The sequence below is a fragment of the Pseudomonas sp. G7(2022) genome (assembly GCF_052660475.1).
Genome location: NZ_CP109659.1, coordinates 4,407,863 through 4,431,885 on the forward strand (window position 1 = coordinate 4,407,863; position 24,023 = coordinate 4,431,885).

General features: G+C 60.9%; 28 protein-coding genes. 13 read left to right on the forward strand and 15 right to left on the reverse strand.

The genetic code is table 11. The features are described 5' to 3' along the window. A complete protein-coding gene (locus tag NE357_RS20010; protein WP_169431318.1) occupies window positions 1-756 on the reverse strand; it encodes a spermidine synthase in 756 nt (251 codons plus the stop codon). Between the two features lie 150 nt (window positions 757-906). On the opposite strand from NE357_RS20010, the gene NE357_RS20015 reads away from it, so the two are divergent. Continuing rightward, window positions 907-2,253, forward strand: a complete 1,347-nt coding sequence (locus tag NE357_RS20015; RefSeq protein ID WP_169431319.1) for a class II 3-deoxy-7-phosphoheptulonate synthase — start codon at window positions 907-909, stop codon at window positions 2,251-2,253. 131 nt (window positions 2,254-2,384) lie between these two features. Here the strand turns inward: NE357_RS20015 and NE357_RS20020 are convergent, their stop codons facing one another. After that, window positions 2,385-3,611, reverse strand: coding sequence for a winged helix-turn-helix domain-containing protein (locus tag NE357_RS20020; protein ID WP_169431320.1), 1,227 nt, complete (start codon window positions 3,609-3,611; stop codon window positions 2,385-2,387). A 64-nt stretch (window positions 3,612-3,675) separates the two neighbouring features. Then, window positions 3,676-3,891, reverse strand: coding sequence for a DUF1127 domain-containing protein (locus NE357_RS20025; RefSeq protein WP_114884556.1), 216 nt, complete (start codon window positions 3,889-3,891; stop codon window positions 3,676-3,678). Window positions 3,892-3,988: 97 nt separating this feature from the next. Between NE357_RS20025 and NE357_RS20030 the strand changes: the two genes are divergently transcribed. Continuing rightward, the gene (locus NE357_RS20030; protein ID WP_007908606.1) at window positions 3,989-4,843 is read left to right on the forward strand and encodes a LysR substrate-binding domain-containing protein; all 855 of its coding nucleotides are present in this window, start codon (window positions 3,989-3,991) and stop codon (window positions 4,841-4,843) included. Here the strand turns inward: NE357_RS20030 and NE357_RS20035 are convergent. After that, a complete protein-coding gene (locus NE357_RS20035; protein WP_169431321.1) occupies window positions 4,833-5,582 on the reverse strand; it encodes a sulfite exporter TauE/SafE family protein in 750 nt (249 codons plus the stop codon). The genes NE357_RS20030 and NE357_RS20035 overlap by 11 nt on opposite strands. Window positions 5,583-5,694: 112 nt before the next feature. Here NE357_RS20035 and NE357_RS20040 point away from each other — a divergent pair, with 112 nt between their 5' ends. From NE357_RS20040 to NE357_RS20055, 4 genes are all read left to right on the forward strand, one after another. After that, a complete protein-coding gene (locus NE357_RS20040; protein ID WP_169431322.1) occupies window positions 5,695-6,651 on the forward strand; it encodes a LysR family transcriptional regulator in 957 nt (318 codons plus the stop codon). Window positions 6,652-6,734: 83 nt separating this feature from the next. Then, window positions 6,735-7,199 carry a MarR family winged helix-turn-helix transcriptional regulator gene (locus NE357_RS20045; RefSeq protein WP_064383306.1) on the forward strand — a complete coding sequence of 155 codons (465 nt, stop codon included), beginning with the start codon at window positions 6,735-6,737 and terminating at the stop codon, window positions 7,197-7,199. A gap of 272 nt (window positions 7,200-7,471) precedes the next feature. Further along, window positions 7,472-7,891, forward strand: a complete 420-nt coding sequence (locus tag NE357_RS20050) for an organic hydroperoxide resistance protein (protein WP_034155242.1) — start codon at window positions 7,472-7,474, stop codon at window positions 7,889-7,891. 33 nt (window positions 7,892-7,924) lie between these two features. Continuing rightward, window positions 7,925-8,938 carry an alpha/beta hydrolase gene (locus tag NE357_RS20055; RefSeq protein WP_169431323.1) on the forward strand — a complete coding sequence of 338 codons (1,014 nt, stop codon included), beginning with the start codon at window positions 7,925-7,927 and terminating at the stop codon, window positions 8,936-8,938. A gap of 65 nt (window positions 8,939-9,003) precedes the next feature. Here NE357_RS20055 and NE357_RS20060 read toward each other — a convergent pair whose 3' ends face one another. Together NE357_RS20060 and earP are read right to left on the reverse strand one after the other, a co-directional pair. Next, the gene (locus NE357_RS20060; protein WP_003226785.1) at window positions 9,004-9,573 is read right to left on the reverse strand and encodes an elongation factor P; all 570 of its coding nucleotides are present in this window, start codon (window positions 9,571-9,573) and stop codon (window positions 9,004-9,006) included. Between the two features lie 48 nt (window positions 9,574-9,621). Continuing rightward, window positions 9,622-10,764, reverse strand: coding sequence for an elongation factor P maturation arginine rhamnosyltransferase EarP (gene earP / locus NE357_RS20065; protein ID WP_169431324.1), 1,143 nt, complete (start codon window positions 10,762-10,764; stop codon window positions 9,622-9,624). Between the two features lie 124 nt (window positions 10,765-10,888). Here earP and NE357_RS20070 point away from each other — a divergent pair, with 124 nt between their 5' ends. Then, entirely contained in the window at window positions 10,889-11,296 is a 408-nt protein-coding gene (locus tag NE357_RS20070; RefSeq protein WP_169431325.1) for a hypothetical protein, read from the forward strand. A gap of 2 nt (window positions 11,297-11,298) precedes the next feature. After that, window positions 11,299-11,781, forward strand: coding sequence for a GreA/GreB family elongation factor (locus tag NE357_RS20075; RefSeq protein ID WP_169431326.1), 483 nt, complete (start codon window positions 11,299-11,301; stop codon window positions 11,779-11,781). 8 nt (window positions 11,782-11,789) lie between these two features. Here NE357_RS20075 and cysB read toward each other — a convergent pair whose 3' ends face one another. The 5 genes from cysB to NE357_RS20100 form a co-directional block, all read right to left on the reverse strand. Then, window positions 11,790-12,764, reverse strand: a complete 975-nt coding sequence (gene cysB / locus NE357_RS20080; RefSeq protein WP_007955684.1) for an HTH-type transcriptional regulator CysB — start codon at window positions 12,762-12,764, stop codon at window positions 11,790-11,792. Between the two features lie 113 nt (window positions 12,765-12,877). Beyond that, on the reverse strand, window positions 12,878-13,381 hold the full coding sequence (locus NE357_RS20085; RefSeq protein ID WP_169431327.1) for a universal stress protein: 504 nt from the start codon (window positions 13,379-13,381) through the stop codon (window positions 12,878-12,880). A 98-nt stretch (window positions 13,382-13,479) separates the two neighbouring features. Further along, window positions 13,480-14,385, reverse strand: coding sequence for a 5'-nucleotidase (locus NE357_RS20090; protein WP_169431328.1), 906 nt, complete (start codon window positions 14,383-14,385; stop codon window positions 13,480-13,482). 24 nt (window positions 14,386-14,409) lie between these two features. Next, complete coding sequence (locus NE357_RS20095; protein ID WP_169431329.1) at window positions 14,410-15,366, reverse strand: putative 2-dehydropantoate 2-reductase; 957 nt, start codon at window positions 15,364-15,366, stop codon at window positions 14,410-14,412. Beyond that, window positions 15,366-15,752, reverse strand: a complete 387-nt coding sequence (locus tag NE357_RS20100) for a thioredoxin family protein (RefSeq protein WP_169431330.1) — start codon at window positions 15,750-15,752, stop codon at window positions 15,366-15,368. The genes NE357_RS20095 and NE357_RS20100 overlap by 1 nt, the downstream gene beginning before the upstream one ends. Between NE357_RS20100 and NE357_RS20105 the strand changes: the two genes are divergently transcribed. Both NE357_RS20105 and NE357_RS20110 read left to right on the forward strand, forming a co-directional pair. Then, the gene (locus NE357_RS20105) at window positions 15,751-16,194 is read left to right on the forward strand and encodes a PilZ domain-containing protein (RefSeq protein ID WP_169431331.1); all 444 of its coding nucleotides are present in this window, start codon (window positions 15,751-15,753) and stop codon (window positions 16,192-16,194) included. The two genes, NE357_RS20100 and NE357_RS20105, sit on opposite strands and share 2 nt — an antisense overlap. A 129-nt stretch (window positions 16,195-16,323) precedes the next feature. Continuing rightward, window positions 16,324-17,400: a 3-deoxy-7-phosphoheptulonate synthase gene (locus NE357_RS20110; protein WP_007908583.1), complete on the forward strand. Its 1,077-nt coding sequence runs from the start codon at window positions 16,324-16,326 to the stop codon at window positions 17,398-17,400. A gap of 66 nt (window positions 17,401-17,466) precedes the next feature. Here NE357_RS20110 and NE357_RS20115 read toward each other — a convergent pair whose 3' ends face one another. Further along, window positions 17,467-17,748: a GNAT family N-acetyltransferase gene (locus tag NE357_RS20115; RefSeq protein ID WP_007955658.1), complete on the reverse strand. Its 282-nt coding sequence runs from the start codon at window positions 17,746-17,748 to the stop codon at window positions 17,467-17,469. A gap of 637 nt (window positions 17,749-18,385) precedes the next feature. On the opposite strand from NE357_RS20115, the gene oprI reads away from it, so the two are divergent. Further along, window positions 18,386-18,637, forward strand: a complete 252-nt coding sequence (oprI, locus tag NE357_RS20120; protein ID WP_003199355.1) for an outer membrane lipoprotei OprI — start codon at window positions 18,386-18,388, stop codon at window positions 18,635-18,637. Window positions 18,638-18,759: 122 nt separating this feature from the next. Here oprI and NE357_RS20125 read toward each other — a convergent pair whose 3' ends face one another. From NE357_RS20125 to NE357_RS20135, 3 genes are all read right to left on the reverse strand, one after another. Then, window positions 18,760-19,731: a L,D-transpeptidase family protein gene (locus NE357_RS20125; protein ID WP_169431332.1), complete on the reverse strand. Its 972-nt coding sequence runs from the start codon at window positions 19,729-19,731 to the stop codon at window positions 18,760-18,762. A gap of 135 nt (window positions 19,732-19,866) precedes the next feature. Further along, a complete protein-coding gene (locus tag NE357_RS20130; RefSeq protein WP_007908575.1) occupies window positions 19,867-20,160 on the reverse strand; it encodes a hypothetical protein in 294 nt (97 codons plus the stop codon). Between the two features lie 57 nt (window positions 20,161-20,217). Further along, on the reverse strand, window positions 20,218-20,823 hold the full coding sequence (locus NE357_RS20135) for an arylesterase (RefSeq protein ID WP_169431333.1): 606 nt from the start codon (window positions 20,821-20,823) through the stop codon (window positions 20,218-20,220). 10 nt (window positions 20,824-20,833) lie between these two features. On the opposite strand from NE357_RS20135, the gene NE357_RS20140 reads away from it, so the two are divergent. Together NE357_RS20140 and NE357_RS20145 are read left to right on the forward strand one after the other, a co-directional pair. Then, entirely contained in the window at window positions 20,834-21,517 is a 684-nt protein-coding gene (locus NE357_RS20140) for an ABC transporter ATP-binding protein (RefSeq protein WP_169431334.1), read from the forward strand. Beyond that, a complete protein-coding gene (locus NE357_RS20145; RefSeq protein ID WP_169431335.1) occupies window positions 21,517-24,021 on the forward strand; it encodes an ABC transporter permease in 2,505 nt (834 codons plus the stop codon). Before NE357_RS20140 ends, NE357_RS20145 begins: the two co-directional genes overlap by 1 nt. Window positions 24,022-24,023: the final 2 nt, after the last annotated feature.

The following is a 24,023-nucleotide window of genomic DNA, read 5'->3' on the forward strand; positions in this document are numbered from 1 at the left end:
TCAGGTCGCCGGACGGATGCAGTTGATCAACGACTGCAACGAGTAACCCAGCTTCGGTGCCAGCGCTTCAGCCCGTGCAGTCAGCGCCTGCATGTCCAGCACCTGATCGAGATCTGCCGGCACGATCAGAATGACGTTGCCCTCCTTCACCGGCAGCTCCCAGTAATGCCGGTGATAGAGCCCGCGCAACAGTGCCGCCCCCAACGGCTTGCCGTCATCGGTGGCCCACTGGTTGATCACCAGCCAGCCACCGGGATTCAGACGTTTCTGACAATCACCGAGGAAATTCCACGCGAGGTGCGCGGCGCCCGGGCCGACATCGGTGTAAAGGTCGACGAAGATCAGATCCGCAGGTTCCGCCGTCGGCAGCAGTTCGATTGCATCGCCAACGCGGATGTACAACCGAGGATCGTCGTCCAGCCCGAGATATTCGATGGCCAGGCGCGGCACATCGGGGCGCAGCTCGATGGCTTCAACGTCTTCCAGCGGCAGGAACTTGAGGCAGGCCTGGGTCAACGTCCCCGCACCCAGCCCGAGAAACAACGCACTCTCCGGTTGCTCATGGCACAACGCGCCAATCAGCATCGCCCGGGTGTAGTCGTACTCCAGCCAGCTCGGGTCGGCGGTAAACACGCAGCTTTGCTCGATGGCATCGCCGAACTCCAGAAAGCGGTAGTCGGCCACTTCCAGCACGCGAATCACGCCGAACTCATCCTGTACCTCGGCGAGCAACCGCTCGACGCGCTCCTCAGTCATTTCGTCTCCTGGTGGTCACCGGGCGCGGTGACGCGATGGCACCGCTGTGGTGCCGTGGCAAAACGGCGATTGTCGGCGAAGCGGCGGGAGCAGGTCACGCACTAATTGCTGCTAACATGGCCGTCCGTGCGTAGAACCTTAGAGACCGTGATGAGCCAACCCTGGAGCCCTGACAGCTGGCGCGCCTTGCCGATCCAGCAACAACCCCGATACCCCGACGCCGCGCACTTGCGCCAGGTCGAGCAGACGCTGGCCAGCTACCCGCCGCTGGTGTTTGCCGGCGAAGCGCGCGAGCTGCGTCGTCAGTTTGCCGAAGTCACCCAGGGTCGGGCCTTCTTGCTGCAGGGTGGCGACTGCGCGGAAAGCTTCGCCGAGTTCTCCGCCGCGAAGATTCGCGACACTTTCAAAGTGTTGCTGCAAATGGCGATCGTCATGACCTTCGCTGCCGGTTGCCCGGTGGTCAAGGTCGGGCGCATGGCCGGTCAGTTCGCCAAGCCGCGTTCGGCCAACGACGAGACCATCGACGGTGTGACCCTGCCGGCCTACCGTGGCGACATCGTCAACGGCATCGGTTTCGATTCCGCCAGCCGCGTGCCGGATCCGGAGCGTCTGCTGCAGTCGTATCACCAGTCCACCGCCACCCTCAACCTGCTGCGCGCCTTCGCCCAGGGCGGTTTTGCCGACCTGCATCAGGTGCACAAGTGGAACCTCGATTTCATCGCCAACTCGGCGCTGGCCGAAAAGTACAGCCACCTCGCCGATCGCATCGATGAGACCCTGGCGTTCATGCGCGCCTGCGGCATGGACAGCTCGCCGCAACTGCGCGAGACCAGTTTCTTCACCGCCCACGAAGCCCTGCTGCTGAACTACGAAGAAGCCTTCGTGCGTCGCGACAGCCTGACCAACGATTACTACGATTGCTCGGCGCACATGCTGTGGATCGGCGACCGCACCCGTCAGCTCGACGGCGCCCACGTCGAATTCCTGCGCGGGGTGAACAACCCGATCGGGGTGAAAGTCGGCCCGAGCATGAACCCCGACGATCTGATCCGCCTGATTGATGTGCTCAACCCGGACAACGATCCGGGCCGCCTCAACCTGATTGCGCGAATGGGTGCGAACAAGGTCGGCGATCACCTGCCGGCGCTGATCCGTGCGGTGCAGCGCGAAGGCAAGCAGGTGCTGTGGAGTTGCGACCCGATGCACGGCAACACCATCAAGGCCAGCAGCGGCTACAAGACCCGCGACTTCGCGCAGATTCTTGGCGAGGTAAAGCAGTTCTTCCAGGTTCACGAAGCCGAAGGCAGCTACGCCGGTGGCATCCACATCGAAATGACCGGGCAGAACGTCACCGAGTGCATCGGTGGCGCGCGGCCGATCACTGAAGATGGTTTGTCGGATCGCTATCACACCCACTGCGACCCACGGATGAATGCCGATCAGTCGCTGGAACTGGCGTTCCTGATCGCCGAAACCCTGAAGCAGGTTCGGCGCTAAGGTTCGATATCTTTAGCGTCTGAACTGGCCTCTTCGCGGGCAAGCCCGCTCCCACAGGATTTGTGTCGTACGCAATTTATGTATACGACGCATTACTTGTGGGAGCCTGGCTTGCCAGCGATGGCGCCAGTTCAGTCACCGCCGAACCGAGCCAACGCCACTCGCAATCGCCCCGCACTTTCACGCTGACAATTGAGCTGCACCCGCTCAAGTCCCAACCAGTCCGCCATGCGCCGCAGGTTCAGCGCCAGTGCCTGCATCCCCGCGTCATCCAGTCCGGTTGCTTCCTCGTGCACCGCATGCACTGCCAGGCGCCCCGCCGCCCGTTCGGCGCGCAGGTCAACCCGCGCGGCAATCCGCTCGTTGTGCAGGAACGGCAATACGTAATAGCCGTAAACGCGTTTGTCCTGCGGCGTGTAAATCTCCAGCCGGTAGCGGAAATCGAACAGCCGCTCGGTGCGACTGCGCTCCCAGATCAGTGAGTCAAACGGCGACAGCAGCGCACTGGCTTCGACTTTTCGCGGGATTTTCGGCTCGGGCAGGCAGTAGGCAATCTGGCGCCAGCCAGCGACTTCGCAGGTCAGCAACTTCCCGTCTTCCACCAGTTCCGCCAGACGCGGGCGGGCATCGGCAGGGTTCAGGCGGAAGTAATCGCGCAGGTCTTTTTCCGTCGCCGCGCCCAGTGCCTCGGCCGCGTGCAACAGCAAACCGCGCTGCGCCTCGGCCTCATCGGGCAACGGCTGTTGCAACACAGAAGCCGGAATCACCCGCTCCGGCAAGTCATACAACCGCTCGAAGCCTCGGCGCCCGGCGACGGTGACTTCGCCCGCGGCGAACAGCCATTCCAGCGCATGCTTTTCCGCACTCCAGTCCCACCACGGCCCGGCCTTTTCCTGACGGGTCGACAGGCTGCCGGCGCCCAGTGCCCCCTGCTCTTCGACCGACGCCAGCACCCGGCGAATGGTGTCTTGTTGCTCGCGGCCGAAGCGCGCCAATTGCTGATAAATGTCTTCGCCGCGCCTGGCCCGCTGCATGCGCCAGCCCATCAACGGGTACATCGACAGCGGCAGCAAAGAAGCTTCATGGCCCCAGTATTCGAACAGCGAACGGCGTCGCCCCGAACTCCAGGCAGCCTGGTCGAGCAAGTCAGCAGAATAGGAACCGAGACGGGAAAACAGCGGCAGGTAGTGCGAGCGCACCACAGCGTTGACGGAGTCGATCTGCAGCAGGCCGAGACGTTCGATCAGCCGGTTGAGGTGCATGGCCTTGACAGCCGGCGGCTGGCGCCCGTGAAACCCTTGGGCAGCCAGTGCCAGACGTCGAGCCTGTTTAAGGGAGAAGGACAGAGTCGCGGGCATGTGTACCTCCATGTCTGCTCGCAACCTACCTCACTTGAAAGTGGTTTGTGTAGCGATGGCCTCATCATTTATGCATCGGATCGTCCCAGAACGGCCGAATCGCCTCATGTTCGACATCGGCACGGCTGACCCCGATGTCCTTCAACGCTTCGTCGCTCAGACTGGCAAGCAGCTCACGTTCGCGGTGCAATTCGTACCACCGGCTAAACTTGTGCAACAGATCGGAAACGATATGGCCGGAAAATTTTTCTTCGCCTGCATACTCTCTTTGACCTTTCATCGTGTTGCCTCCTTTTTGGGATGGCTCAAGTCTCGCGCTGGCGCTACGATCAATCCAACGAATGTTTCTGATGGCATGCATCACGGAGATTCATCAATTGTCGGCGTACCCCAGTATCGATACCGATGTCCTGCGTACCTTTGTCGCCATTGCCGATCAGGGCGGGTTCACCCGCGCTGGCGAAATGGTCAACCGCACGCAGTCAGCAGTGAGCATGCAGATGAAGCGTCTGGAAGAGGACGTGTTGCAGCGCCAGTTGTTCGAGCGTGACGGGCGTCAGGTGCGCCTGACCGCTGAAGGACAGGTACTGCTCGGCTACGCACGGCGCATCCTGAAATTGCACAGCGAAGTGTTCAACACCCTGCGCGAGCCGCACATGGTCGGCACGGTACGCATCGGCACGCCGGACGATTACGTGATGCGGTTTCTGCCGGGGATCCTGTCGCGCTTCGCGCAGTTCTATCCGCTGATCCAGATCGAAGTGCATTGCGAATCGACCAAACAACTGCTGCAACGCACGGATCTGGACCTTTCAATCGTCACCCGCGAGCCGGGCAACGAGATTGGCCAGCTGCTGCGCAAGGAGCGTTTTGTCTGGGCTGAAGCGCAGAACTTCAGCGCCCACGAACAGACGCCGTTGCCGCTGGCGATGTTCAACAGTGATTGCTTCTGTCGCCTGTGGGCCTGCAATGCGCTGGACGCCATGGGCCGCGAATACCGGATCGCGTATAACAGCACCAGTCTTTCAGCGTTGATGGCAGTGGTGAGCGCGGGTCTGGCGATTACCGCGCAACTGGAAAGCCTGATCACCCCGGACATGCGCATTCTCGGTGCCGCCGAGGATCTGCCGCTGCTGCCCGAGGCCAGTATCATGCTGATCCGCAACCTCAACAATCCGTCGCCGATCACCGAATGCCTGGCCGAGCACATCGTCGAAGGCTTCAAACTTTAAAGGCGAGCATCACCGCGCACAGCACCAGGAACCCGCAGAACAGCCCGCGCAGGAGTTTTTCCGGCATTGCGTGGGCAACCTTCACGCCCCAACTGATACTGGCCAGACCGCCGATGGCCAGCGGTAGCCCGATCATCCAGTCCACCTCGTGGTGCACGGCGTACGTCACCAGCGTGACACCGGTGCTCGGCAATGCCAGCGCCAGCGACAGGCCTTGAGCAACCACCTGAGTCGTGCCGAACAGGCTGGTCAGCACCGGCGTCGCCACCACAGCCCCGCCGACACCGAACAACCCGCCCATGGTGCCCGACGCCGCGCCGAGCACGCCCAGCCATGGCCATGAATAACGCATCTCGGAGGTCGCCGCCGGACGCGCGCCAAACATGCGCACGAGGTTGTAGGCCGACAATGCCACGAGGAACGCGACAAAACCGATGCGCATGGTTTGCGCGTCGATGCCCACGGCCCAGATCGAACCGATCCACGCGAAAAAGAACCCCATGACCGCCAGCGGCAACGCATGCCTGAGTTCGATGCGATTGCGCTGGTGATAACGCCACAGCGCCAGCATCACATTCGGCACCACCATCACCAGCGCTGTGCCTTGGGCGATCTGCTGATCAAGCCCGAACCACACGCCCAGCAAGGGGATGGCGATCAAACCGCCGCCGATGCCGAATATTCCGCCCAGTGTGCCGAGGGCAGCGCCAAACAACAGGTACAACAAAAACTCGATCACAGCGTAATTCCTCATACGTCAGGCGGTTCATCCTACGCAGTCGGCGCTGGCACGGAAACGCACAGCAACGCACAATGGCTGTGCCAAATCCGCATAGGCAATGAGCTGATTCATGAACCCCAATCAATTGACCGAACAACTCGGGCTGTTTCTCGATGTGCTGGAGAGTGGCAGTTTTTCTGCTGCCTCGCGCCGACATCCGCTGACACCATCTGCTGTCGCCCGGCGCATCGACAGTCTGGAAAGCGCTGTCGGCAGTCAGTTGTTTATTCGCAGCACTCACGCAGTGCGCGCCACGCCGGCCGGCCTGGCGTTTGCCGAGCGAGCGCGACGCATTGTGGCCGAGTTGCAATTGGCCCGGGCCGAAGCGGTGTCCCTGAGCAGCGCGCCGGAGGGTCTGATCCGGGTGGATGCGCCGGCGGCGTTCGGACGGCGGCATCTGGCACCGGTGATTGCCGATTTTCTGGTGCTGTACCCGGGACTGGATGTGCAATTGCATCTGATCGACAGCTTCGTCGACATGGACGGTTCGAACCTGGGCAAGGTCGATCTGGTGTTGCGCGCCGGGCAAATGGCCGACACCCGGCTGGTCGCCACACCGCTGGCGAGCATGGTGCGCATCGCCTGCGCCAGCCCCGACTATCTCAAGCGCCGGGGCGTGCCGAGTGAGCCCGCGCAATTGAGCGAGCATGATGGCCTCGATTGGGACGGCCTTGCCCCGCCCTTCGCCTGGCGTTTCGAACAGGACGGGCAGATGCAATTGCACCGCCCGGCGCGGGTGCGCATGAGCGCCAACAACGCCGAAGCGCTGGTTTGCGGTGCGCTCGCGGGACTCGGGATCGCACATCTGCCGACCTGGCTGGCCAGCGAATACCTGTTGCGTGGCGAGTTGTTGCCGCTGTTCTGCGAAAACGGTCTGCCGCAACCGGAAAGTGCTGGCATCTATGCGCTGCGACTGCAGCAACAGGCCAGTTCCCGCAGCCGCCTGCTGCTGGAATATCTCAAGACCCGGTTCAGCCCCGTGCCGCCGTGGGATCTGGCACTGCAACGAGAACTGGGCCGGCACTAACCGAGTCGCCACCGGGCACAATTGTCTGGCGCATTAAAGATTCGAGCGCTAGATTCATCTGCATCACCGTTCAAGGCACCGACATGACCACCGACCGCAACACCACCGACCACTGCGAAGACCTGCTGCTCGACAATCAGGCCTGCTTCGCCCTGCATTCCACCTCGCTGATGATGACCAAGGTCTACAAGCCACTCCTGCAAGCGCTTGGCCTGACGTATCCGCAGTATCTGGCGATGATGGTGCTGTGGGAGAAGGATGGTCTGACCGTCGGGGAAATCAGCACGCGCCTGCTGACCGATCCGGGCTCGCTGACTCCGTTGCTCAAGCGGCTGGAAGGTGAAGGTTTGCTCAGCCGAACCCGCAGCCGGGAAGATGAGCGTGTGGTGATCGTTGAACTGACTGCCCAGGGACGCGCCTTGAAAGACAAGGCCCGAACCGTGCCGCAATGCATCCTCGGGGCCAGCGGCTTCACGCTGGAGCGCCTGCAAAACCTGCAAGCCGAGTTGCAGGCCTTGCGTGGTCATTTGCAGGACAGCCTCACTTAAGACTCCCCCCCTTTCCTGTGGGCGCAGCCTTGCGCCTGCAGGCGTCCCCCCTTCCCGGCTTATCACCGAAAAAATTTTCCTCTCGATTCACATTCAAAAAAACCTTCCATATCAAAAGCTTGAGATCACGACTCACCCTGATCCCAGTACGGGTTCGAGCTTTCTTCAAAAATTTATCTTGCGCACTAAATATTAGCGAAGTACATTTACTTCGCACCTAGTTAGCGCGCAAACAATTAGCGCAACAAACCACACTGAATGAGGCTCACACCATGCAAACTCTCTACACCGCAATCGCAACCTCCACTGGCGGCCGTGACGGTCGTGCGATCTCCAGCGACAACATCCTCGACGTCAAACTGGCCACTCCGAAAGAACTCGGCGGTGCTGGCGGCGCGGCCACCAACCCTGAGCAACTGTTCGCCGCCGGTTACTCGGCCTGCTTCATCGGCGCCCTGAAATTTGTTGCCAGCCAGACCAAACGCAAAATCCCGGACGACGCGTCGATCACCGCTCACGTCGGCATCGGCCAGATTCCTGGCGGCTTCGGTCTGGACATCGACCTGCATATCAGCCTGCCGGGCCTGGAACAGGCTGATGCACAAAGCCTGGTCGACGCAGCCCACCAGGTTTGCCCGTACTCCAACGCCACTCGCGGCAACGTCGATGTGCGTCTGCACGTCACCGTGTAATCACTGACAACCAGGCCCGTACAGGAAATGAACATGAACACTTTCAGCAAAGTCTTGACCGGTACCCTTCTCGCCCTGTCCATCCACAGCGCATTCGCCGGGGAGGTTGAACACAACACCCAGGCATTCCTCGATGTGCTGAACGCCAGCACCGGCAAACCGATGGAACAGCTGACACCCAAGGATGCCCGCGCCGTGCTGGCGGGCGCGCAGTCCGGGGTCAAACTGACGCTGCCCAAAGCGGACGTCAGCGAGAAGACCATCCAGGTCGATGGCCAACCGTTGAGCCTGACCATCGTCCGGCCGGCCGGGGTCAAGGGCGAGCTGCCGGTGTTTATGTTCTTCCACGGCGGCGGCTGGGTGCTGGGGGATTTCCCGACCCACGAACGTCTGGTGCGGGATCTGGTGGTCGGCTCGGGTGCGGCGGCAGTGTTCGTCAACTACACCCCGTCGCCGGAGGCGCATTATCCGGTGGCGATCAACCAGGCTTACGCCGCGACCAAATGGGTGGCCGAACACGGCAAAGAGATCAACGTCGACGGCAAGCGTCTGGCGGTGGCGGGCAACAGCGTCGGCGGCAACATGGCGGCAGTTGTCGCCCTGATGGCCAAAGACAAAGGCACCCCGGCGATCAAATTCCAGCTGCTGCTGTGGCCGGTGACCGATGCCAGTTTCGACACCGGTTCGTACAACCAGTATGCCGAGGGGCACTTCCTCACCCGCAACATGATGAAGTGGTTCTGGGACAACTACACCACCGACGCCAACCAGCGGAACGAGATCTACGCCTCGCCGCTGCGGGCAACGACCGCGCAATTGAAAGGTCTGCCGCCTGCACTGGTGCAGACCGCGGGGGCCGATGTGCTGCGTGACGAAGGTGAAGCCTATGCCCGCAAACTCGACGAAGCCGGCGTGCCGGTGACCTCGGTGCGCTACAACGGCATGATCCACGACTACGGTTTGCTCAACGTAGTCAGCCAGGTACCGGCAGTGCGTTCGGCGATGCTGCAGGCCTCGGAAGAACTGAAGCAGCACCTGAAGCAGTAATTTTCATCAGGCACAAAAAAGCCCGACTCAATGGTCGGGCTTTTTCTTTGCGCAAAAACCAGTGCTTATTTGGCACGGCCTTTGTAGGAACCGCCTTCGCGGGTATCGATCTCGATCATGTCGCCGATTTCGATGAAGTCAGCAACCGACAGCTCGGTACCGTTCTTCAGTTTGGCAGGCTTCATCACCTTGCCGGAAGTGTCGCCGCGAGCGGAACCTTCGGTGTAGTCAACCTGACGCACGATGGTGGTCGGCAGCTCTACGGATACCAGACGCTCTTCGAAGAACACGGCTTCGCAAACGTCGGTCATGCCTTCTTCAACGAAAGGCAGAACGCTTTCGATGTCTTCGGCGTTCAGCTCGTACATGGTGTAGTCGGTGGTGTCCATGAACGTGTAGGTGTCGCCGCTGATGAAGGACAGGGTCGCTTCTTTGCGGTCGAGGATCACGTCGTCCAGCTTGTCGTCCGCACCGTAAACGGTTTCGGTCTTGTAACCGGTCAGCAGGTTCTTCAGCTTGGTCTTCATGATCGCGCTGTTACGACCCGATTTGGTGAATTCAGCTTTCTGAACCAGCCAAGGATCGTTGTCGATACGAATCACGGTACCGGGTTTGAGTTCTTTACCAGTTTTCATTGCGAATATCCGAATTTGGATGGGATTTACAAAAATCTAGGCCGCGTATCATATCCAATTTCGGTAAAACTGTACCAGCGCCGTCGCAAGATCGGCCTGCAAGGCCTGTTCCAGACACCATGCTTCGGCATGTTCCTGCAGTTCTGGCCAGTGTTTACGGGCCGCCAGCCAGTGATCGCCGATCGGCTGCCCGGAACTCCAGGCGTGCCAGAGACCGTTCATCGCCTCGGCAGCATCCGGCGAAAGGCCTTTCGTATAGAGCGCAAGGAAGGCATCCAGCTTGTCCAGATGGATATCTTCGTCCTGCTGATAGATGTGCCACAGCATCGGACGACCGGCCCACTGCGCGCGGACAAACGAATCCTCGCCGCGCACCGCGTTGAAATCGCAGCACCAGAGCAATTGATCGTATTGATCCTGCCGGACGAACGGCAACACCTGCACGGTCAGCGCCTGGCGCACATTCACCTCGCCGATCGCCAGCGACTCGACCCCGAGCCAGCGGGCGACGTCGCCAAGGATTCGCCCTTCCGGTACCAGCAGATGAGTGGGCGTCGAGTCCGCGGCCAGTACATCCAGCCAACTGGCAAGGCCGGCATTTTCGTAGGCGAACAGTGAGATCAACCGGGCATCGCCCGCAGGCTCCACACCCAGCCCCTGCAGGAATTGTCGCTGCGCTTCGCGATCCTGCTGAAACAGACGACGACGCTCCAGCAAACCGCTTTCACGCAACAAGCCGCCAGTGCCGGGCTGAAATCCCGGAAAGAAAAAGTACTTCTGCACCGTTTTGTATTTCACCGAAGGCAGGCCGTGGCAGCCAACCACCCAGTCTTCGGCGCTGAGATAGTCGAGGTTAATCCACAACGGTGGTGTTTCCCGTGCCGCCATGACATCCATGCAGGCACTCGGCAACTGACAGGCGAATGCAGCGATCACCACGTCGGCGGCGTCCGTTTCCAGCCACTCGCCCGACCAGTGCCGGACCTCGACGCCCTCTTGCCACTGAGCTTCGAGGCGGATGTCGAGCGCCGGGCAAATCCGCTCGAACGCACGCAGGTCATCGACCCACAGTCGCACCGCCAGCGCATGCTCGGCCACCAGTTGCCTGGCCAGACGCCAGGTCACCCCGATATCGCCGTAGTTGTCGACCACGGTGCAAAAGATGTCCCAGCGGGTTTTCGGTTGCGGCATTCAAGACTCCCGTTGGCAAAAGCGGCGATTGTCCGCATAAATGTCCGCGTGCAGAAGAGCCGACGACGATTAATCTTCGTGCGACAATCGCCACTTGCCCGCAATCATCCGCCAGGAGGCAGCCATGCCCTACCGCCCAACCCCGCGTCGCCCCTTGCCTGTTCAGCTTAGCGCGCTGCAATTGACCGGCAGCATTGCCCTGGGATTGTGGCTGGGTTTCCTGGCCATTGCGCTGACTTGCTGGCTCGCCTCGCTGCTCTTCAGCCGTCAATTGCAACCAGTGACGGAAGCCGTTCAGCAACTGAGCAAACCGGCGGTAGTCACGCAGCCTCAGGAAGATCCGCAGCCGCAGAACCGCCTGTTCGAACAATACGAAGAAAACCTGCGCAAGAACGAGCAGCACAATCGCCTGGATCAGGCCCGCAGCAGCACGCGCAACCAGTCGAACCCTAAATGCCAGTTCTGGCTCCAGCAGGATCAGACCGCTCCGAGCGAAAAGAGCCGCGCCAATGTCCTGCAATTCTGCGATTGATCATGAACAAACACACTGTCCACCAACTGATTCTCGACAAACTGCGCGTCGACCTCGACATCGCTGAACGTGCCGCGCAAACCGCATACGAAACCGCGACTCACGAAGAGAACATCGCTGAAAACAAGTACGACACTCTGGGGCTCGAGGCGTCGTACCTGGCGGCCGGGCAAGCGAAACGGGTCGAGGAAATCCGCCAGTCACTGGCGGTTTGCCAGAACCTGACGCTTCGGGCCTACGACGATCAGCGCGGAATCGAAATCGGCGCCCTGCTCGGTCTGGAAGACGAAAAGGGTCGCGAGCAATGGCTGTTTCTGGCGCCCGATGCGGCGGGCCTGAAGGTCGACGTGGTGGGTCAGCCGATCACCGTCATCACCCCACGCTCGCCGCTGGGCAAAAGCCTGCTGGGAAAGTGCGAGGGCGATGAAGTGGAGATTCTGGTGGCAGGCACCCGGCAACAGTTCGCTGTCACCGAGGTGCTGTAGAGAGGGACTCAGTGGACGGGCAGTTCGACGCCTTCGAACAGCTCTTCCAGTTCCTGCTTGTTGTGACACTGGATGGCCTTGGCCATGACTTCGCGAGTCAGATGCGGTGCGAATTTCTCGATGAAGTCGCACATGAAGCCACGCAGGAAGGTGCCACGACGGAAACCGATCTTGGTCACGCTGGACTCGAACAGCTCGCTGGCATCGAGCACAACCAGGTCATTATCGAGCTTGGTATCGACGGCCATTTTGGCCACGATGCCGACACCCAGCCCCAGACGTACGTAGGTTTTGATGACGTCGGCGTCGGCGGCGGTGAACACCACTTTCGGCGTCAGGCCGCGATGGCTGAAGGCTTCGTCGAGTTTCGAACGGCCGGTGAAACCGAACACGTAAGTCACGATCGGGTATTCGGCCAGTGCCTCGAGGGTCAGCTTCGGCAGCTTGGTCAGCGGGTGGCCCTGAGGCACGACCACGCAGCGGTTCCAGCGGTAGCACGGCATCATCACCAGATCGCCGAACAGTTCCAGCGCTTCGGTGGCGATGGCGAAATCCACAGTGCCGTCAGCGGCCATTTCGGCGATCTGCATCGGCGAACCCTGGTGCATGTGCAGCGCCACGTCCGGGTATTGCTTGATGAAATTGCTGATCACCGGCGGCAGTGCGTAACGTGCCTGGGTGTGAGTGGTGGCGATCGACAGGGTGCCTTTCTTCTCGTTGGAGAACTCTTGAGCGATCTGCTTGATGCTTTCGACCTTGCGCAGAATCTCACCAGCGGTGGTGATGATGCGCTCGCCGGCCGGGGTGACGCGGGTCAGGTGTTTGCCGCTGCGGGCGAACACTTCGACACCCAGTTCGTCTTCCAGCAGGCGGATCTGTTTACTGATGCCCGGTTGCGAGGTGTAAAGGCTTTGGGCGGTAGCGGAAACGTTGAGGTCGTGGTGCGCCACTTCCCAGATGTAGCGCAATTGTTGAAGCTTCATATGAATCCCTCAAAGCAGGTAGACGCCACGGGCATCAGCGACGGTATATAACTATATTAATGGTTTGGAGAATAAATCTAGAACTTTTTCATCAAAAGGCCATTATTCCTGCTTCAGCGATCCCCCCGACGCCGACGCTCAACCAGCGGCACCATGTAAACCGGCACCTTGGACAACTGCAGCACGCGGGTCGCCGTGCGTCCCAACGGTGTTTCCGCCCCGACCCCGTGGCTGTGACTTCCTACGATCAGCAAATCGACAGAGAGTTTCTGCACCTGATCGAGAATCACCTGTGACGGATCGCCCTGCAGCACCCGTACCGCACGAATCCGCAGCAGGTCCTGCTCACCCTCGTCCCCCAACTCTTCGCGAAAGCTGTCGAGCACCCGTTGCTCGATATTGGCAATCACGGTTTTCAGACCCTGGCTATGGAACTCGTTCAATGCCTGTTCGTCGAGATAGCTCTGCAACACCGATTCGGCAAACAGCCCCATGGGCTCCACCGCATGCACCACATACAAGTCGGCATTGAACGTTCGAGCCATCGTCAGGGCATGCTGCATCACTAACGGTGCGTACAGACCGAGGTCAGTGGCATACAGCATCGAACGAATCATATGACCTCCTCGCAAGCCAACATGGCGGAGATTTGATTCAGCTTAGCAGTGCCTTGGCGAGTACGACGTGCGACGCAACGTCTTGAACCACGTGGGCTTTAGACCGCCGGTTCGTTGCTGATGCCATGGGGGACATGGCCGGTGGCGACCACCTCGCGGGCCAGCTCGCAGTGACCGGCCTGATCATCGAAGAACACGTCGGCGGCGAACGCTTCGAGAAACGCCGACTTGGTCAGTCCACCCAGAAACAGCGACTCGTCCAGGCGGATGTCCCATTCGCGCAAGGTGCGGATCACCCGCTCGTGGGCCGGGGCCGAACGTGCCGTGACCAGGGCAGTACGGATCGGGCAGGCATCGTCAGGGAACTCGCGCTGCAACAGATTGAGCGCCGCCAGAAAGCCTTTGAACGGCCCACCGCGCAATGGCTCGCGCGCGGATTCACGCTCCTTGGCCTGGAAGGCTTCGAGGCCGCCGGACTGATAGATCCGCTCCGATTCGTCGGAAAACAGCACCGCGTCACCGTCGAAGGCAATGCGCAATTCATCGCTGGCTGCACGGCTGGCGCCACCGGAAAGAATGGTGGCCGCCGCAAAGCCGTTGTCCAGTGCCGAGCGCACGTCTTCGGCGTGGGTGGAAAGAAACAGGTCGCAACCGAAGGCTTTGAGATAAGGATAGGGGCTGCGCCCGCCGACAAACGCCGCACGGGAAATCGCCAGGCCGTAGTGATCGATCGAGTGGAACACCCGCAGCCCCGTGTCGGCACTGTTGCGCGATACCAGAATCACCTCGACCCGCGCGCGACCGAGGCGAGTGTTGAGGTTGAGCAGTTTTTCCACCAGCGCAAAGGCATCGCCCGGCGCCAGGATTTCGTCTTCATGCTCGATCTGATATTGCCGATAGGCTTCGACGCCGCTCGACAGGTAGACCTTGTGGCTTTCGCTCAGGTCGAACAGGGCACGGGACGAAATCGCCAGCACCAGTTTGTCATCGATGTTCTTGGCCATGCCTTCCCCCCCAGTGCGACCGGTTTAAACGTTGCGCCGGTCGATAAAGCTCAATGTGCGGTACAACGATTCGATTCGCGGCAACTCGCAGCCCGCCGCTTTTGCCGCCGCCAAGGGTCGAGCGTAGATGGCGTCCAGTTCCAGCGGTCGCTTGTGCAGAAAGTCGTGGTACATGCTCGGCCAATAGTCGGGCATTTTCTCGGTCATCATGAACAGGTACTGGGCGTAACCCGGTGGCATGTCATGACCGCAGGCCTTGGCGCCCAGCACCACTTCAGCCATCAGCGCCTGAATCAACGCGCGGCTGTCAGTGTCGGCCATCAATGGCGTGGTGCTGGCACCGAGCAACACCGAGAGCCCGTTATAGGGAATGTTCCACACCAGTTTCTGCCAGCGCGCCTGATGCAGGTTCGGCATCGCCTGGGAATCGAGACCGGCGGCCCGGAACAGGCCGGCGCCCGCCTCGACGATTGCCATGCGCGCCGCATCATCCGGTGCAGGGCCGCTGTGATAGCCGACGTTCACTGCCCCCAGCGCCTGATGGGTGATCTGCCCCGGCCCTTCGCGGTGGACGCAGATCAGGCACAAGCCGCCGAGCAAATGCAGGGTATCGGGCAGCAACGCCCGCAAGCTGTCTTCGACATCGAGACCGTTTTGCAGTACCAGCACTTTCGCGTCGGGTTTCGCCGCCTGAATGATCGACGGTGCAAGCCCCGCATTGCTGGTGGTCTTGGCGCCGACCAGCAGCCAGTCGCAGGGCGGCATGTCTTCTGCCGACGAATAGGCCTGCACCGGGTTCAGCGTCAGTGCGCCGTGCACCGCGCTGTTCACCTGCAAGCCACGCTCGGCAACCGCAGTAAATTCGCTGCGCAGCAAAAAATGCACATCGAACCCGGCCCGCGCCAGCATCAAGCCGTAAAACCCTCCGATTGCACCGGTACCGATAATCCCTACCACCGGTTTATCGACTACTGCCCCCATCACGGCAACTCCTCTGCAACTCGACCCAGCGCCTGCGCCACGGCTGCATTCAACTCAGTGGCATTCAGGCGCGTGTGTACTGCCCCGAAGAACTCGCCGTCGCGCACCACGAACAACGCCGGCAAATGAAAGACCTGATAACGCTCGACAAGACCACCGTTGTCGCCGGCGTCGATCCAGCACACGCGATCGACTGCCAGTTCCAGCCCGGGCAATACCTCGCGGGCATACCTGCAACTGGCGCAGCCGACACTGGTGAAAATCACCAGCGAAACGCCACTCATCGCCAGCAGCCGTTGGTCGGCGTCGAAATCAGTCAGTTCCGATTCGAACACTATACTGGGGGAAACAATGTCAAATGGCCGACACAGGGAGTCTGTGCTCATGGGACGGTTTATTCCTCATCCGGATGATGTGCCCGTCGAACTGACGTTGCTCAAACCTGAGTGCATTTCGCGGCAACAGCTGCACACTATCAGCCTCGGCGGCATCGCTTGCAATTACCACCGTGCCTGGCGTCATGGCACCGCACTGCAAGTGCGCATGCCCACACTCAATGCCGACTTCGCCTGCCCGGGCTATGTAGCCTGGTGCCTGCGCCGTAAAAAGGGTTATCTGGTGGGGATTGCGTTCACCGATGAACAAACTCTTTTCAGCGCGAGAATGGGTGAGCAGGTGTGTCAGATCGAGCGTTATTGCCGAATCAACGATGCCCACGATGACCTGCAGGATATCCAGGCACGAGCGCTGCAATGGGTCGAACAGCACGCCGAAGAGTTTTCCCACGACACCGTTCGCAAGGCATTTGCGCAACCCGTGCTGGACTGAACGGTTACATGCCCATTGTCGACAGGCGCCCGACGCGCTAAGGTTCGGCTCCCCGACGCGCTTAAATCTGCTGTGCTCCGCCGCGCGGGGATCGCTGGCGGCCGGCATCCGTGACCTGACGAGTAAACGATGGCTGATTTACCGATCAACGACCTAAACGTCGCCTCCAACGAGACCCTGATCACTCCCGATCAGCTCAAGCGTGATATCCCTCTGAGCGACGCTGCCCTGCGCACCGTCACCAAGGGTCGCGAAGTCATCCGCAACATTCTCGATGGCACCGACCATCGTCTGTTCGTGGTGATCGGCCCCTGCTCGATTCACGACATCAAGGCTGCCCACGAATACGCCGATCGCCTGAAAGTGCTGGCGGCGGAAGTTTCGGACACCCTGTACCTGGTCATGCGCGTGTATTTCGAAAAACCGCGCACCACCGTCGGCTGGAAGGGCCTGATCAACGACCCGTATCTGGACGACTCGTTCAAGATCCAGGACGGTCTGCACATCGGTCGCCAGTTGTTGCTGGACCTGGCCGAGAAAGGCCTGCCGACGGCGACCGAAGCCCTCGATCCGATCTCCCCGCAGTATCTGCAGGATCTGATCAGCTGGTCGGCCATCGGCGCCCGCACCACCGAATCCCAGACCCACCGCGAAATGGCTTCCGGCCTGTCTTCGGCCGTCGGCTTCAAGAACGGCACCGACGGCGGCCTGACCGTGGCGATCAACGCCTTGCAGTCGGTTTCCAGCCCGCACCGTTTCCTGGGGATCAACCAGGAAGGTGGTGTGTCGATCGTCACCACCAAAGGCAACGCCTACGGTCACGTGGTGCTGCGCGGCGGTAATGGCAAGCCGAACTACGACTCGGTCAGCGTCGCCCTGTGCGAACAGGCGCTGAACAAGGCGAAGATCAAGCCGAACATCATGGTCGACTGCAGCCACGCCAACTCCAACAAGGATCCGGCCCTGCAACCGCTGGTGATGGAGAACGTCGCCAACCAGATCCTCGAAGGCAACCAGTCGATCATCGGCCTGATGGTCGAGAGTCACCTGAACTGGGGCTGCCAGGCGATCCCGAAAGACCTCGCCGACCTGCAATACGGCGTGTCGATCACCGATGCCTGCATCGACTGGTCGGCCACCGAGAACACCTTGCGCAGCATGCACGCCAAGCTCAAGGATGTTCTGCCGAAACGTCAGCGCAGCTGATCGCGTTTTCGCAGGCATAAAAACGCCGGGCATTGCCCGGCGTTTTTGTGTGTGATGTGAGGCCAATCAGATCTTCGCGGTGCGCCGCTGATGCCGCTCCATGTAGCGCTCCACGTAGGAGCACGAAGGAATGACCGTGTAACCCATCTCGTCGGCGTACTGCAGCGCCCGTTCGGTCAGGGCTGCCGCGATGCCTCGGCCACGCAGTGCGTTGGGCACAAAGGTGCGGTAGATATCCAGGGTCTGTTTCCCCAGATCCATATAGGTCAGGTAGGCACGATGACCGTCCACATTGGTCTCGAACTGATGACCAGCCTGGTCATGGTGGATGGACAACGCCTCGCTCATCACTTCTCCTCGCGGGTCTCGAATTCTGACCCCTACCTTACCGATGTTTTCCCGGCGAAGGAACATCTACGCCACCCCGTGCCTGATGGACACCGAGAACAACCGCACCGATCTCGCGCAAGACGAGCACGTATCAAATAGTAGGCACCAATGGCGAAAATGCTCAAGGCACACTCGTCATCAGGCTGATTGGCGGGGCGGCTCCGGTGGACTCAGGGCCGGCTCGGAAGAAGCTTCTCCCGCACCGTAAGGCTGAACATCGCCGGATGTTGAGACTTAAGACGTGCCGCCTTTTTTAAAGTCACCTGAACATGGACAAAGATATGCGAGCCGCCACGCAAAATCGCAACAAAAGTGTGGACGAATCCATATACACGTCCTTTAGCCAAGATCGGCAAAACAGCAGCCGACAACGGGAACTTTTTCTCAATAACTCGCTCACGGTGGGCCTTACAGCTGAGTATTTTTTATACAGCACCGCTAAAAGTTGCTCGAAAAAGAATCAACGCCTACAATTTTTTTTGCTTCTTGCCTTACGTCAGTTTACTTACTACAAGTAATGGGTAGTATGTACGCCGGCTATTTCCTCAATCGGAGGAGACAGCCACTTAATTGAAAGTCCTTGAAGGGGAACACGATGAACAACGTTCTGAAATTCTCTGCTCTGGCTCTGGCCGCAGTTCTGGCTACCGGTTGCAGCAGCGCATCGAAAGAAACCGAAGCACGTCTGACCGCTACTGAAGACGCAGCTGCTCGCTCCCAGGCTCGTGCAGACGAAGCTTACCGTAAAGCTGATGAAGCTCTGGCTGCTGCTCAAAAAGCACAACAGACTGCTGACGAAGCTAACGAGCGTGCTCTGCGCATGCTGGACAAAGCTAGCCGCAAGTAATAGTCCTTCGGGATTGTTATCAAGCCGACCCGTTTTTCGGGTCGGCTTTTTTTTGCCTGAAATTTTCTTCATGCAATAAAAAACCCGCCGACACGCAAGCGTCGGCGGGTTTGTCTTTCAGCTTACTGCTGCAGGTCGATCGGTGCGCTCGACACGATCGGCGCCGAGGTATTGGGCGTGCCGATTTCGGTTGGCAGTCCATCTTCGGCTGCGACCACATCACGCACCACGTCCCAGTTCATGCGCAGGTTGTTGGTGATGTCTTCACGCTTGAGCATCGCGTTGATCACGGCAGTGTGCTTGTCGACCACCGACGGGTTGCCTTTGTCGTCGATCGGTGTGTGCGCCTCCAGATAGACCTTGCCGCCGCTGCGACCGAACTTGTACGCATCGTTGATGATCCGTACCGAAGTCCCCACCGGCACCATGCCGGCCATTTCCAGCACGTTATTGTTGAACATGCGGAAGCAGCCGTGACTGGTGCGCATGCCGATGCCGAATTTCTTGTTCGAACCGTGAATCAGGTAGCCCGGTGTGCCCAGGGTGAACTTGAACGGCCCCAGCGGGTTGTCCGGACCGGCCGGCACCACGTTCGGCAACGGATCGCCATCGGCGGCGTGCTCGGCCTTGATCGAGGCTGGCGGCGTCCAGGTCGGATTCGGCGTTTTGGCGGTGATCGTGGTGTGGGCGATCGGTGAACCCCAGCCTTCACGACCGATACCCAGCGGGAAGGTGTACACCACGTTCTTGCCTTTCGGGAAGTAGTAGAGGCGATACTCGGCCAGGTTGATCACAATGCCTTCGCGCGGGCCCGGCGGCAGGATGAAGCGGGTCGGCAGGACCACTTCAGTGCCGGCGCCCGGCAACCAGGCATCGACGCCCGGGTTGGCCGCGACCATCTCCGAATAGCCCAGATCGTAGGTGGTGCCCAGATCGGCAAAAGTATCTTCGTACTTGGCCTTGATCACCTGCACCTGGCCGATGATGTCTTCGCCAGGCGGTGGCAGGGGAAACTCCAATGCGGCAACGGGACCGGCCACACACAGGGCGGCAAGAGACAGGCAGCGGGTGACGGCAGGAAAACGCGGCAACATCCGGAGAATCCTTCGCAGATCGACAAGGGTATAGGAGCGCGATTGTACACCGCGCCTCGGGAATTCGGGGAGATCCGCCGATGGGCAGACAGAACTCTTCATGTTCGACCTGCCGCCAACTGGAAACGGGTGGACCTACAGTTCGAAACGCAGCTCAGGCCAGATCGGCGACGTCCCACGCTTCTGCGATTCGAGGATCGCCCGGCACAGCGAGCACAGGCGCTGATCCTGGAACACCCGGCGATCCACACTCGACCAGCGCGGTTGCGCCGGCAGCAGACTGCCGCACAGGGTTCGGTCCGCCGAGCCACCGAGCTCCAGTTGACGGGTCACCAGATGCACCCGCACTTCCTGGCAGGCGAACAGATCCAGCTGTTCGTCAGGCTCGATCAGTTGGTAGGCAAACAGGGACCAGGCAGAACGCGACATCGGGGGCTCCATTTAGGGGGGCGCCACATTAGCCGAAAGCCTGCCGCTAGAAAAGCCTCATAGCAGCGGTTTTAGCGTCGGCCAGACATTTTCCAGCAACTTGCCCTGAGCCCCGGCTGCCGGGTGCAGACCGTCGGCCTGCATCAAGTCCGGATGCCCGCCCACGCCTTCGAGGAAAAACGGCACCAGCGGGATTTTCTTCTCCTCGGCGAGCTTGCCGTAAACCCGGGCAAAGGCATCGGTGTAGCGCTTGCCGTAGTTGGGTGGCAACTGCATGCCGAGCAATAGCACCTTGGCCCCCTGTTCACGGGAGCTGTCGATCATCGACGCAAGATTTTGTTGCAATTGCGTTGGAGGCATTCCGCGCAGGCCGTCATTACCGCCCAGTTCGAGGATCACGAGCTCCGGCTTGTGCTCTGCAAGCAGCGCCGGCAGCCGCGCCTGGCCTCCGGCACTGGTGTCGCCGCTGATGGAGGCGTTGACCACTTTATCGTCAAAACCTTCGGCCTTGAGCCGCTGCTCGAGCAGCGACACCCACCCCAACCGGGTATCCAGCCCGAAACCGGCGCTGATACTATCGCCAACGATCAGGACTGTACCCGCCGCTGCGTTCTGGGCCATGCACATCAAGGCCAGGCCAGCACTCAAAAACCACACACGCATCGGATTCTCCATGGGCGCAAGCATTCTCACCGCGAAGAACCTTAGCAAAGTGGTTCCCAGCGCGGAAGGTGAACTGACCATCCTGCACGAACTCAGCCTGGAACTGAACAAGGGCGACAGCCTGGCCATCGTCGGCGCGTCCGGCTCCGGAAAATCCACCCTGCTCGGCCTGCTTGCCGGCCTCGATCTGCCGAGCGGCGGCGAAGTTGTTCTCGCCGGCCAGTCCCTGAGCAATCTCGACGAAGACCAGCGCGCGCGCATCCGTGCCGAACACGTGGGTTTTGTCTTTCAATCCTTCCAGCTGCTCGACAGCCTCAATGCCCTGGAAAACGTCATGCTGCCGCTGGAGCTCGACGGCCGTAAAGACGCTCGCGGTCGCGCCACCGAATTGCTGCAACGGGTCGGCCTCGGCCAGCGCCTGACCCACTCGCCGCGCCAGCTGTCCGGCGGCGAGCAACAACGGGTGGCGATTGCCCGGGCTTTTGCCGCCGAGCCGGATGTACTGTTCGCCGACGAGCCCACCGGCAACCTTGACAGCCATACCGGCGAGCGCATCAGCGACTTGCTGTTCGAACTGAACAAGGAACGCGGCACCACGCTGGTGCTGGTGACCCACGACGAACGCCTGGCCCATCGGTGCCGGCGCCTGATCCGACTTGAAGCCGGCCTGCTGGTCGCCCCCCTGGAGCCTTGATGGCACGTCTGCCGCTGTTGCGCCTGTTCAGCCTTGCCCTGCGCCAGCTCCTGCGCGATGCCCGCGCCGGGGAGTTGCGGGTGTTGTTCTTCGCCTTGCTGGTGGCCGTGGCGGCAAGTACCGCCATCGGCTACTTCGGCGCCCGCCTGAATGGCGCAATGACGTTGCGCGCCACCGAGTTTCTCGGCGCGGATCTGGTACTCGAAGGCAGTTCACCGGCGCGACCGGAACAAATCAGGAGCGGTACCGATCTGCGCCTCGACCACGCGCAGATCGTCGAATTCTCCAGCGTCATCGCCACCGACAACGGCATTCAGTTATCGAGCATCAAGGCCGTCGACCGTGCCTATCCGCTGCGCGGCGAGCTGAAAAGCGCCCCCTCCCCTTTCGCTGCCGAAGAAGCCGGTGGCGAACCGCAGCCGGGCGAAGCCTGGGTCGAATCGCGCCTGCTCACCGCACTGGACCTGAAGATCGGCGACAGCATCGACGTCGGCATGAAAACGTTGAAACTGACGCGAGTGCTGACTTACGAACCGGATCGCGCCGGCAACTTTTACAGCCTGACGCCACGCGTGCTGATCAACCTCGACGACCTCGCCGCGACCGGCGTCGTCCAGCCCGGCAGCCGGGTGAGCTATCGCGAGCTGTGGCGCGGCGAACCCAAAGCGCTGGAAACCTATCGCCAACTGATCAAGCCGGGACTTGCCGCCAACCAGCGGATTCAGGATGCCCGGGACGGCAACCGGCAGATCGGTGGCGCCTTGGGCAAGGCCGAGCGCTATCTGAACATGGCCAGTCTGGTCGCCGTGCTGTTGGCCGGTGTGGCCGTGGCGCTGTCGGCAAACCGCTTCGCCAGCCGTCGTTTCGATGCCAGCGCCCTGCTCCGTTGCCTGGGACTGTCACGCCGGGAAACCATGGTGCTGTTCAGCCTGCAACTGGCGGTACTGGGTCTGCTTGCCAGCCTCGGCGGTGCCCTGCTTGGCTGGCTTGCTCAATTGGGTTTGTTCGCGCTGCTGCATGATCTGTTACCGACCGACGTACCGCCGGGTGGCTTGCTGCCGGCGCTGGCGGGGATCGGCACCGGACTCGTGGCACTGGCCGGTTTCGCCCTGCCACCGCTCGCTGCGCTGGGCCGCGTGCCGCCGCTACGGGTTTTGCGCCGGGACATGCTGCCGATTCCGTCGAGCACCTGGATGGTCTACGGCGCTGCACTCGGTGCACTCGGATTGATCATGTGGCGCCTGAGCCTGGATCTGCTGCTGACCTTTGCTTTGCTCGGCGGTGGTGTGGTCGCCGCCCTGGTGCTCGGTGGTTTGCTGTTGCTACTGCTCAACAGCCTGCGTCGCCTGCTGGCTCGCGCCTCGCTGCCATGGCGCCTCGGCCTGGGTCAGTTGCTGCGTCATCCGCTCGCAGCAGCAGGACAGTCCCTGGCATTCGGTCTGATCCTGCTGTCCATGGCACTGATCGCTTTGCTGCGCGGCGAACTGCTCGACACCTGGCAAAACCAGTTGCCGAAGAATGCTCCGAACTATTTCGCCCTGAACATCCTGCCGGCGGACAAACAGGCCTTCACCGATCACCTGATCAATGTCTCGGCCCAGGCCGCGCCGTTGTATCCGGTGGTGCCGGGACGGCTGATCAGCATCAACGGTGAAGCAGTGCAGCAAATCGTCAGCAAGGATTCGGCCGGCGATCGGGCGATCCAGCGCGACCTGAGCCTGACCTGGGCTGCCGACTTGCCGGCGGGCAACAAGATCACCGCAGGTTCGTGGTGGAGCGGGCAACCCTCGGACGAGGTTCCGGGTGTGTCGGTGGAGGGTAAGGTCGCCGAAAGCCTCAAGCTCAAACTTGGCGATCACCTGGTGTTTACCGTTGGCGGAGTGAACCGCGAAGCGAAAGTCACCAGCCTGCGGGAGATCAACTGGGACAACTTCCAACCAAACTTCTTCATGATCTTCCAGCCCGGCACCCTGAAGGATCTGCCGGCGACCTACCTGACCAGCTTCTATCTGGCGCCCGGTCACGACCAGCAGATCGTCGAGTTGTCGCGAGCATTCCCGGCGGTGACCATCCTGCAGGTCGAAGCCTTGCTCGAACAGCTGCGCAGCATCCTCGCCCAGGTCACCCTGGCGGTGGAGTACGTATTGTTGTTTGTGTTGGCGGCCGGAATGGCGGTGCTGTTTTCCGGGTTGCAGGCGACGCTGGATGAACGCATCCGTCAGGGCGCGCTGTTGCGTGCGCTGGGGGCGGAACGGCAGTTGCTGGTCAAGGCGCGGAGGATCGAGTTCGGCCTGCTGGGCGCAGTCAGCGGGTTGCTGGCGGCCCTCGGTTCGGAAGTGGTGAGTCTGGTGTTGTATCGCTTTGCGTTCGACCTGCCCTGGCACCCGCACCCTTGGTTGCTGTTGTTGCCGTTGATCGGCGCGGCGCTGATCGGTGGCGCCGGCGTATTCGGCACCCGTCGGGCACTGAACGCGAGCCCGCTGACAGTGCTGCGCGAGGGTTGATA

Coding starts and splice junctions, on each gene's coding strand:
- NE357_RS20025 (WP_114884556.1), bottom strand. CDS start 3,891: ATGAAAGGTCAAAGAGAGTATGCAGGCGAAGAAAAATTTTCCGGCCAT.
- oprI (WP_003199355.1), top strand. CDS start 18,386: ATGAACAACGTTCTGAAATTCTCTGCTCTGGCTCTGGCCGCAGTTCTG.
- NE357_RS20070 (WP_169431325.1), top strand. CDS start 10,889: ATGCCCTACCGCCCAACCCCGCGTCGCCCCTTGCCTGTTCAGCTTAGC.
- NE357_RS20095 (WP_169431329.1), bottom strand. CDS start 15,366: ATGGGGGCAGTAGTCGATAAACCGGTGGTAGGGATTATCGGTACCGGT.
- NE357_RS20130 (WP_007908575.1), bottom strand. CDS start 20,160: ATGTCGCGTTCTGCCTGGTCCCTGTTTGCCTACCAACTGATCGAGCCT.
- NE357_RS20045 (WP_064383306.1), top strand. CDS start 6,735: ATGACCACCGACCGCAACACCACCGACCACTGCGAAGACCTGCTGCTC.
- NE357_RS20060 (WP_003226785.1), bottom strand. CDS start 9,573: ATGAAAACTGGTAAAGAACTCAAACCCGGTACCGTGATTCGTATCGAC.
- earP (WP_169431324.1), bottom strand. CDS start 10,764: ATGCCGCAACCGAAAACCCGCTGGGACATCTTTTGCACCGTGGTCGAC.
- NE357_RS20075 (WP_169431326.1), top strand. CDS start 11,299: ATGAACAAACACACTGTCCACCAACTGATTCTCGACAAACTGCGCGTC.
- NE357_RS20040 (WP_169431322.1), top strand. CDS start 5,695: ATGAACCCCAATCAATTGACCGAACAACTCGGGCTGTTTCTCGATGTG.
- NE357_RS20085 (WP_169431327.1), bottom strand. CDS start 13,381: ATGATTCGTTCGATGCTGTATGCCACTGACCTCGGTCTGTACGCACCG.
- NE357_RS20050 (WP_034155242.1), top strand. CDS start 7,472: ATGCAAACTCTCTACACCGCAATCGCAACCTCCACTGGCGGCCGTGAC.
- NE357_RS20125 (WP_169431332.1), bottom strand. CDS start 19,731: ATGTTGCCGCGTTTTCCTGCCGTCACCCGCTGCCTGTCTCTTGCCGCC.
- NE357_RS20020 (WP_169431320.1), bottom strand. CDS start 3,611: ATGCCCGCGACTCTGTCCTTCTCCCTTAAACAGGCTCGACGTCTGGCA.
- NE357_RS20015 (WP_169431319.1), top strand. CDS start 907: ATGAGCCAACCCTGGAGCCCTGACAGCTGGCGCGCCTTGCCGATCCAG.
- NE357_RS20010 (WP_169431318.1), bottom strand. CDS start 756: ATGACTGAGGAGCGCGTCGAGCGGTTGCTCGCCGAGGTACAGGATGAG.
- NE357_RS20145 (WP_169431335.1), top strand. CDS start 21,517: ATGGCACGTCTGCCGCTGTTGCGCCTGTTCAGCCTTGCCCTGCGCCAG.
- NE357_RS20110 (WP_007908583.1), top strand. CDS start 16,324: ATGGCTGATTTACCGATCAACGACCTAAACGTCGCCTCCAACGAGACC.
- cysB (WP_007955684.1), bottom strand. CDS start 12,764: ATGAAGCTTCAACAATTGCGCTACATCTGGGAAGTGGCGCACCACGAC.
- NE357_RS20100 (WP_169431330.1), bottom strand. CDS start 15,752: ATGAGCACAGACTCCCTGTGTCGGCCATTTGACATTGTTTCCCCCAGT.
- NE357_RS20055 (WP_169431323.1), top strand. CDS start 7,925: ATGAACACTTTCAGCAAAGTCTTGACCGGTACCCTTCTCGCCCTGTCC.
- NE357_RS20135 (WP_169431333.1), bottom strand. CDS start 20,823: ATGCGTGTGTGGTTTTTGAGTGCTGGCCTGGCCTTGATGTGCATGGCC.
- NE357_RS20090 (WP_169431328.1), bottom strand. CDS start 14,385: ATGGCCAAGAACATCGATGACAAACTGGTGCTGGCGATTTCGTCCCGT.
- NE357_RS20105 (WP_169431331.1), top strand. CDS start 15,751: ATGGGACGGTTTATTCCTCATCCGGATGATGTGCCCGTCGAACTGACG.
- NE357_RS20115 (WP_007955658.1), bottom strand. CDS start 17,748: ATGAGCGAGGCGTTGTCCATCCACCATGACCAGGCTGGTCATCAGTTC.
- NE357_RS20140 (WP_169431334.1), top strand. CDS start 20,834: ATGGGCGCAAGCATTCTCACCGCGAAGAACCTTAGCAAAGTGGTTCCC.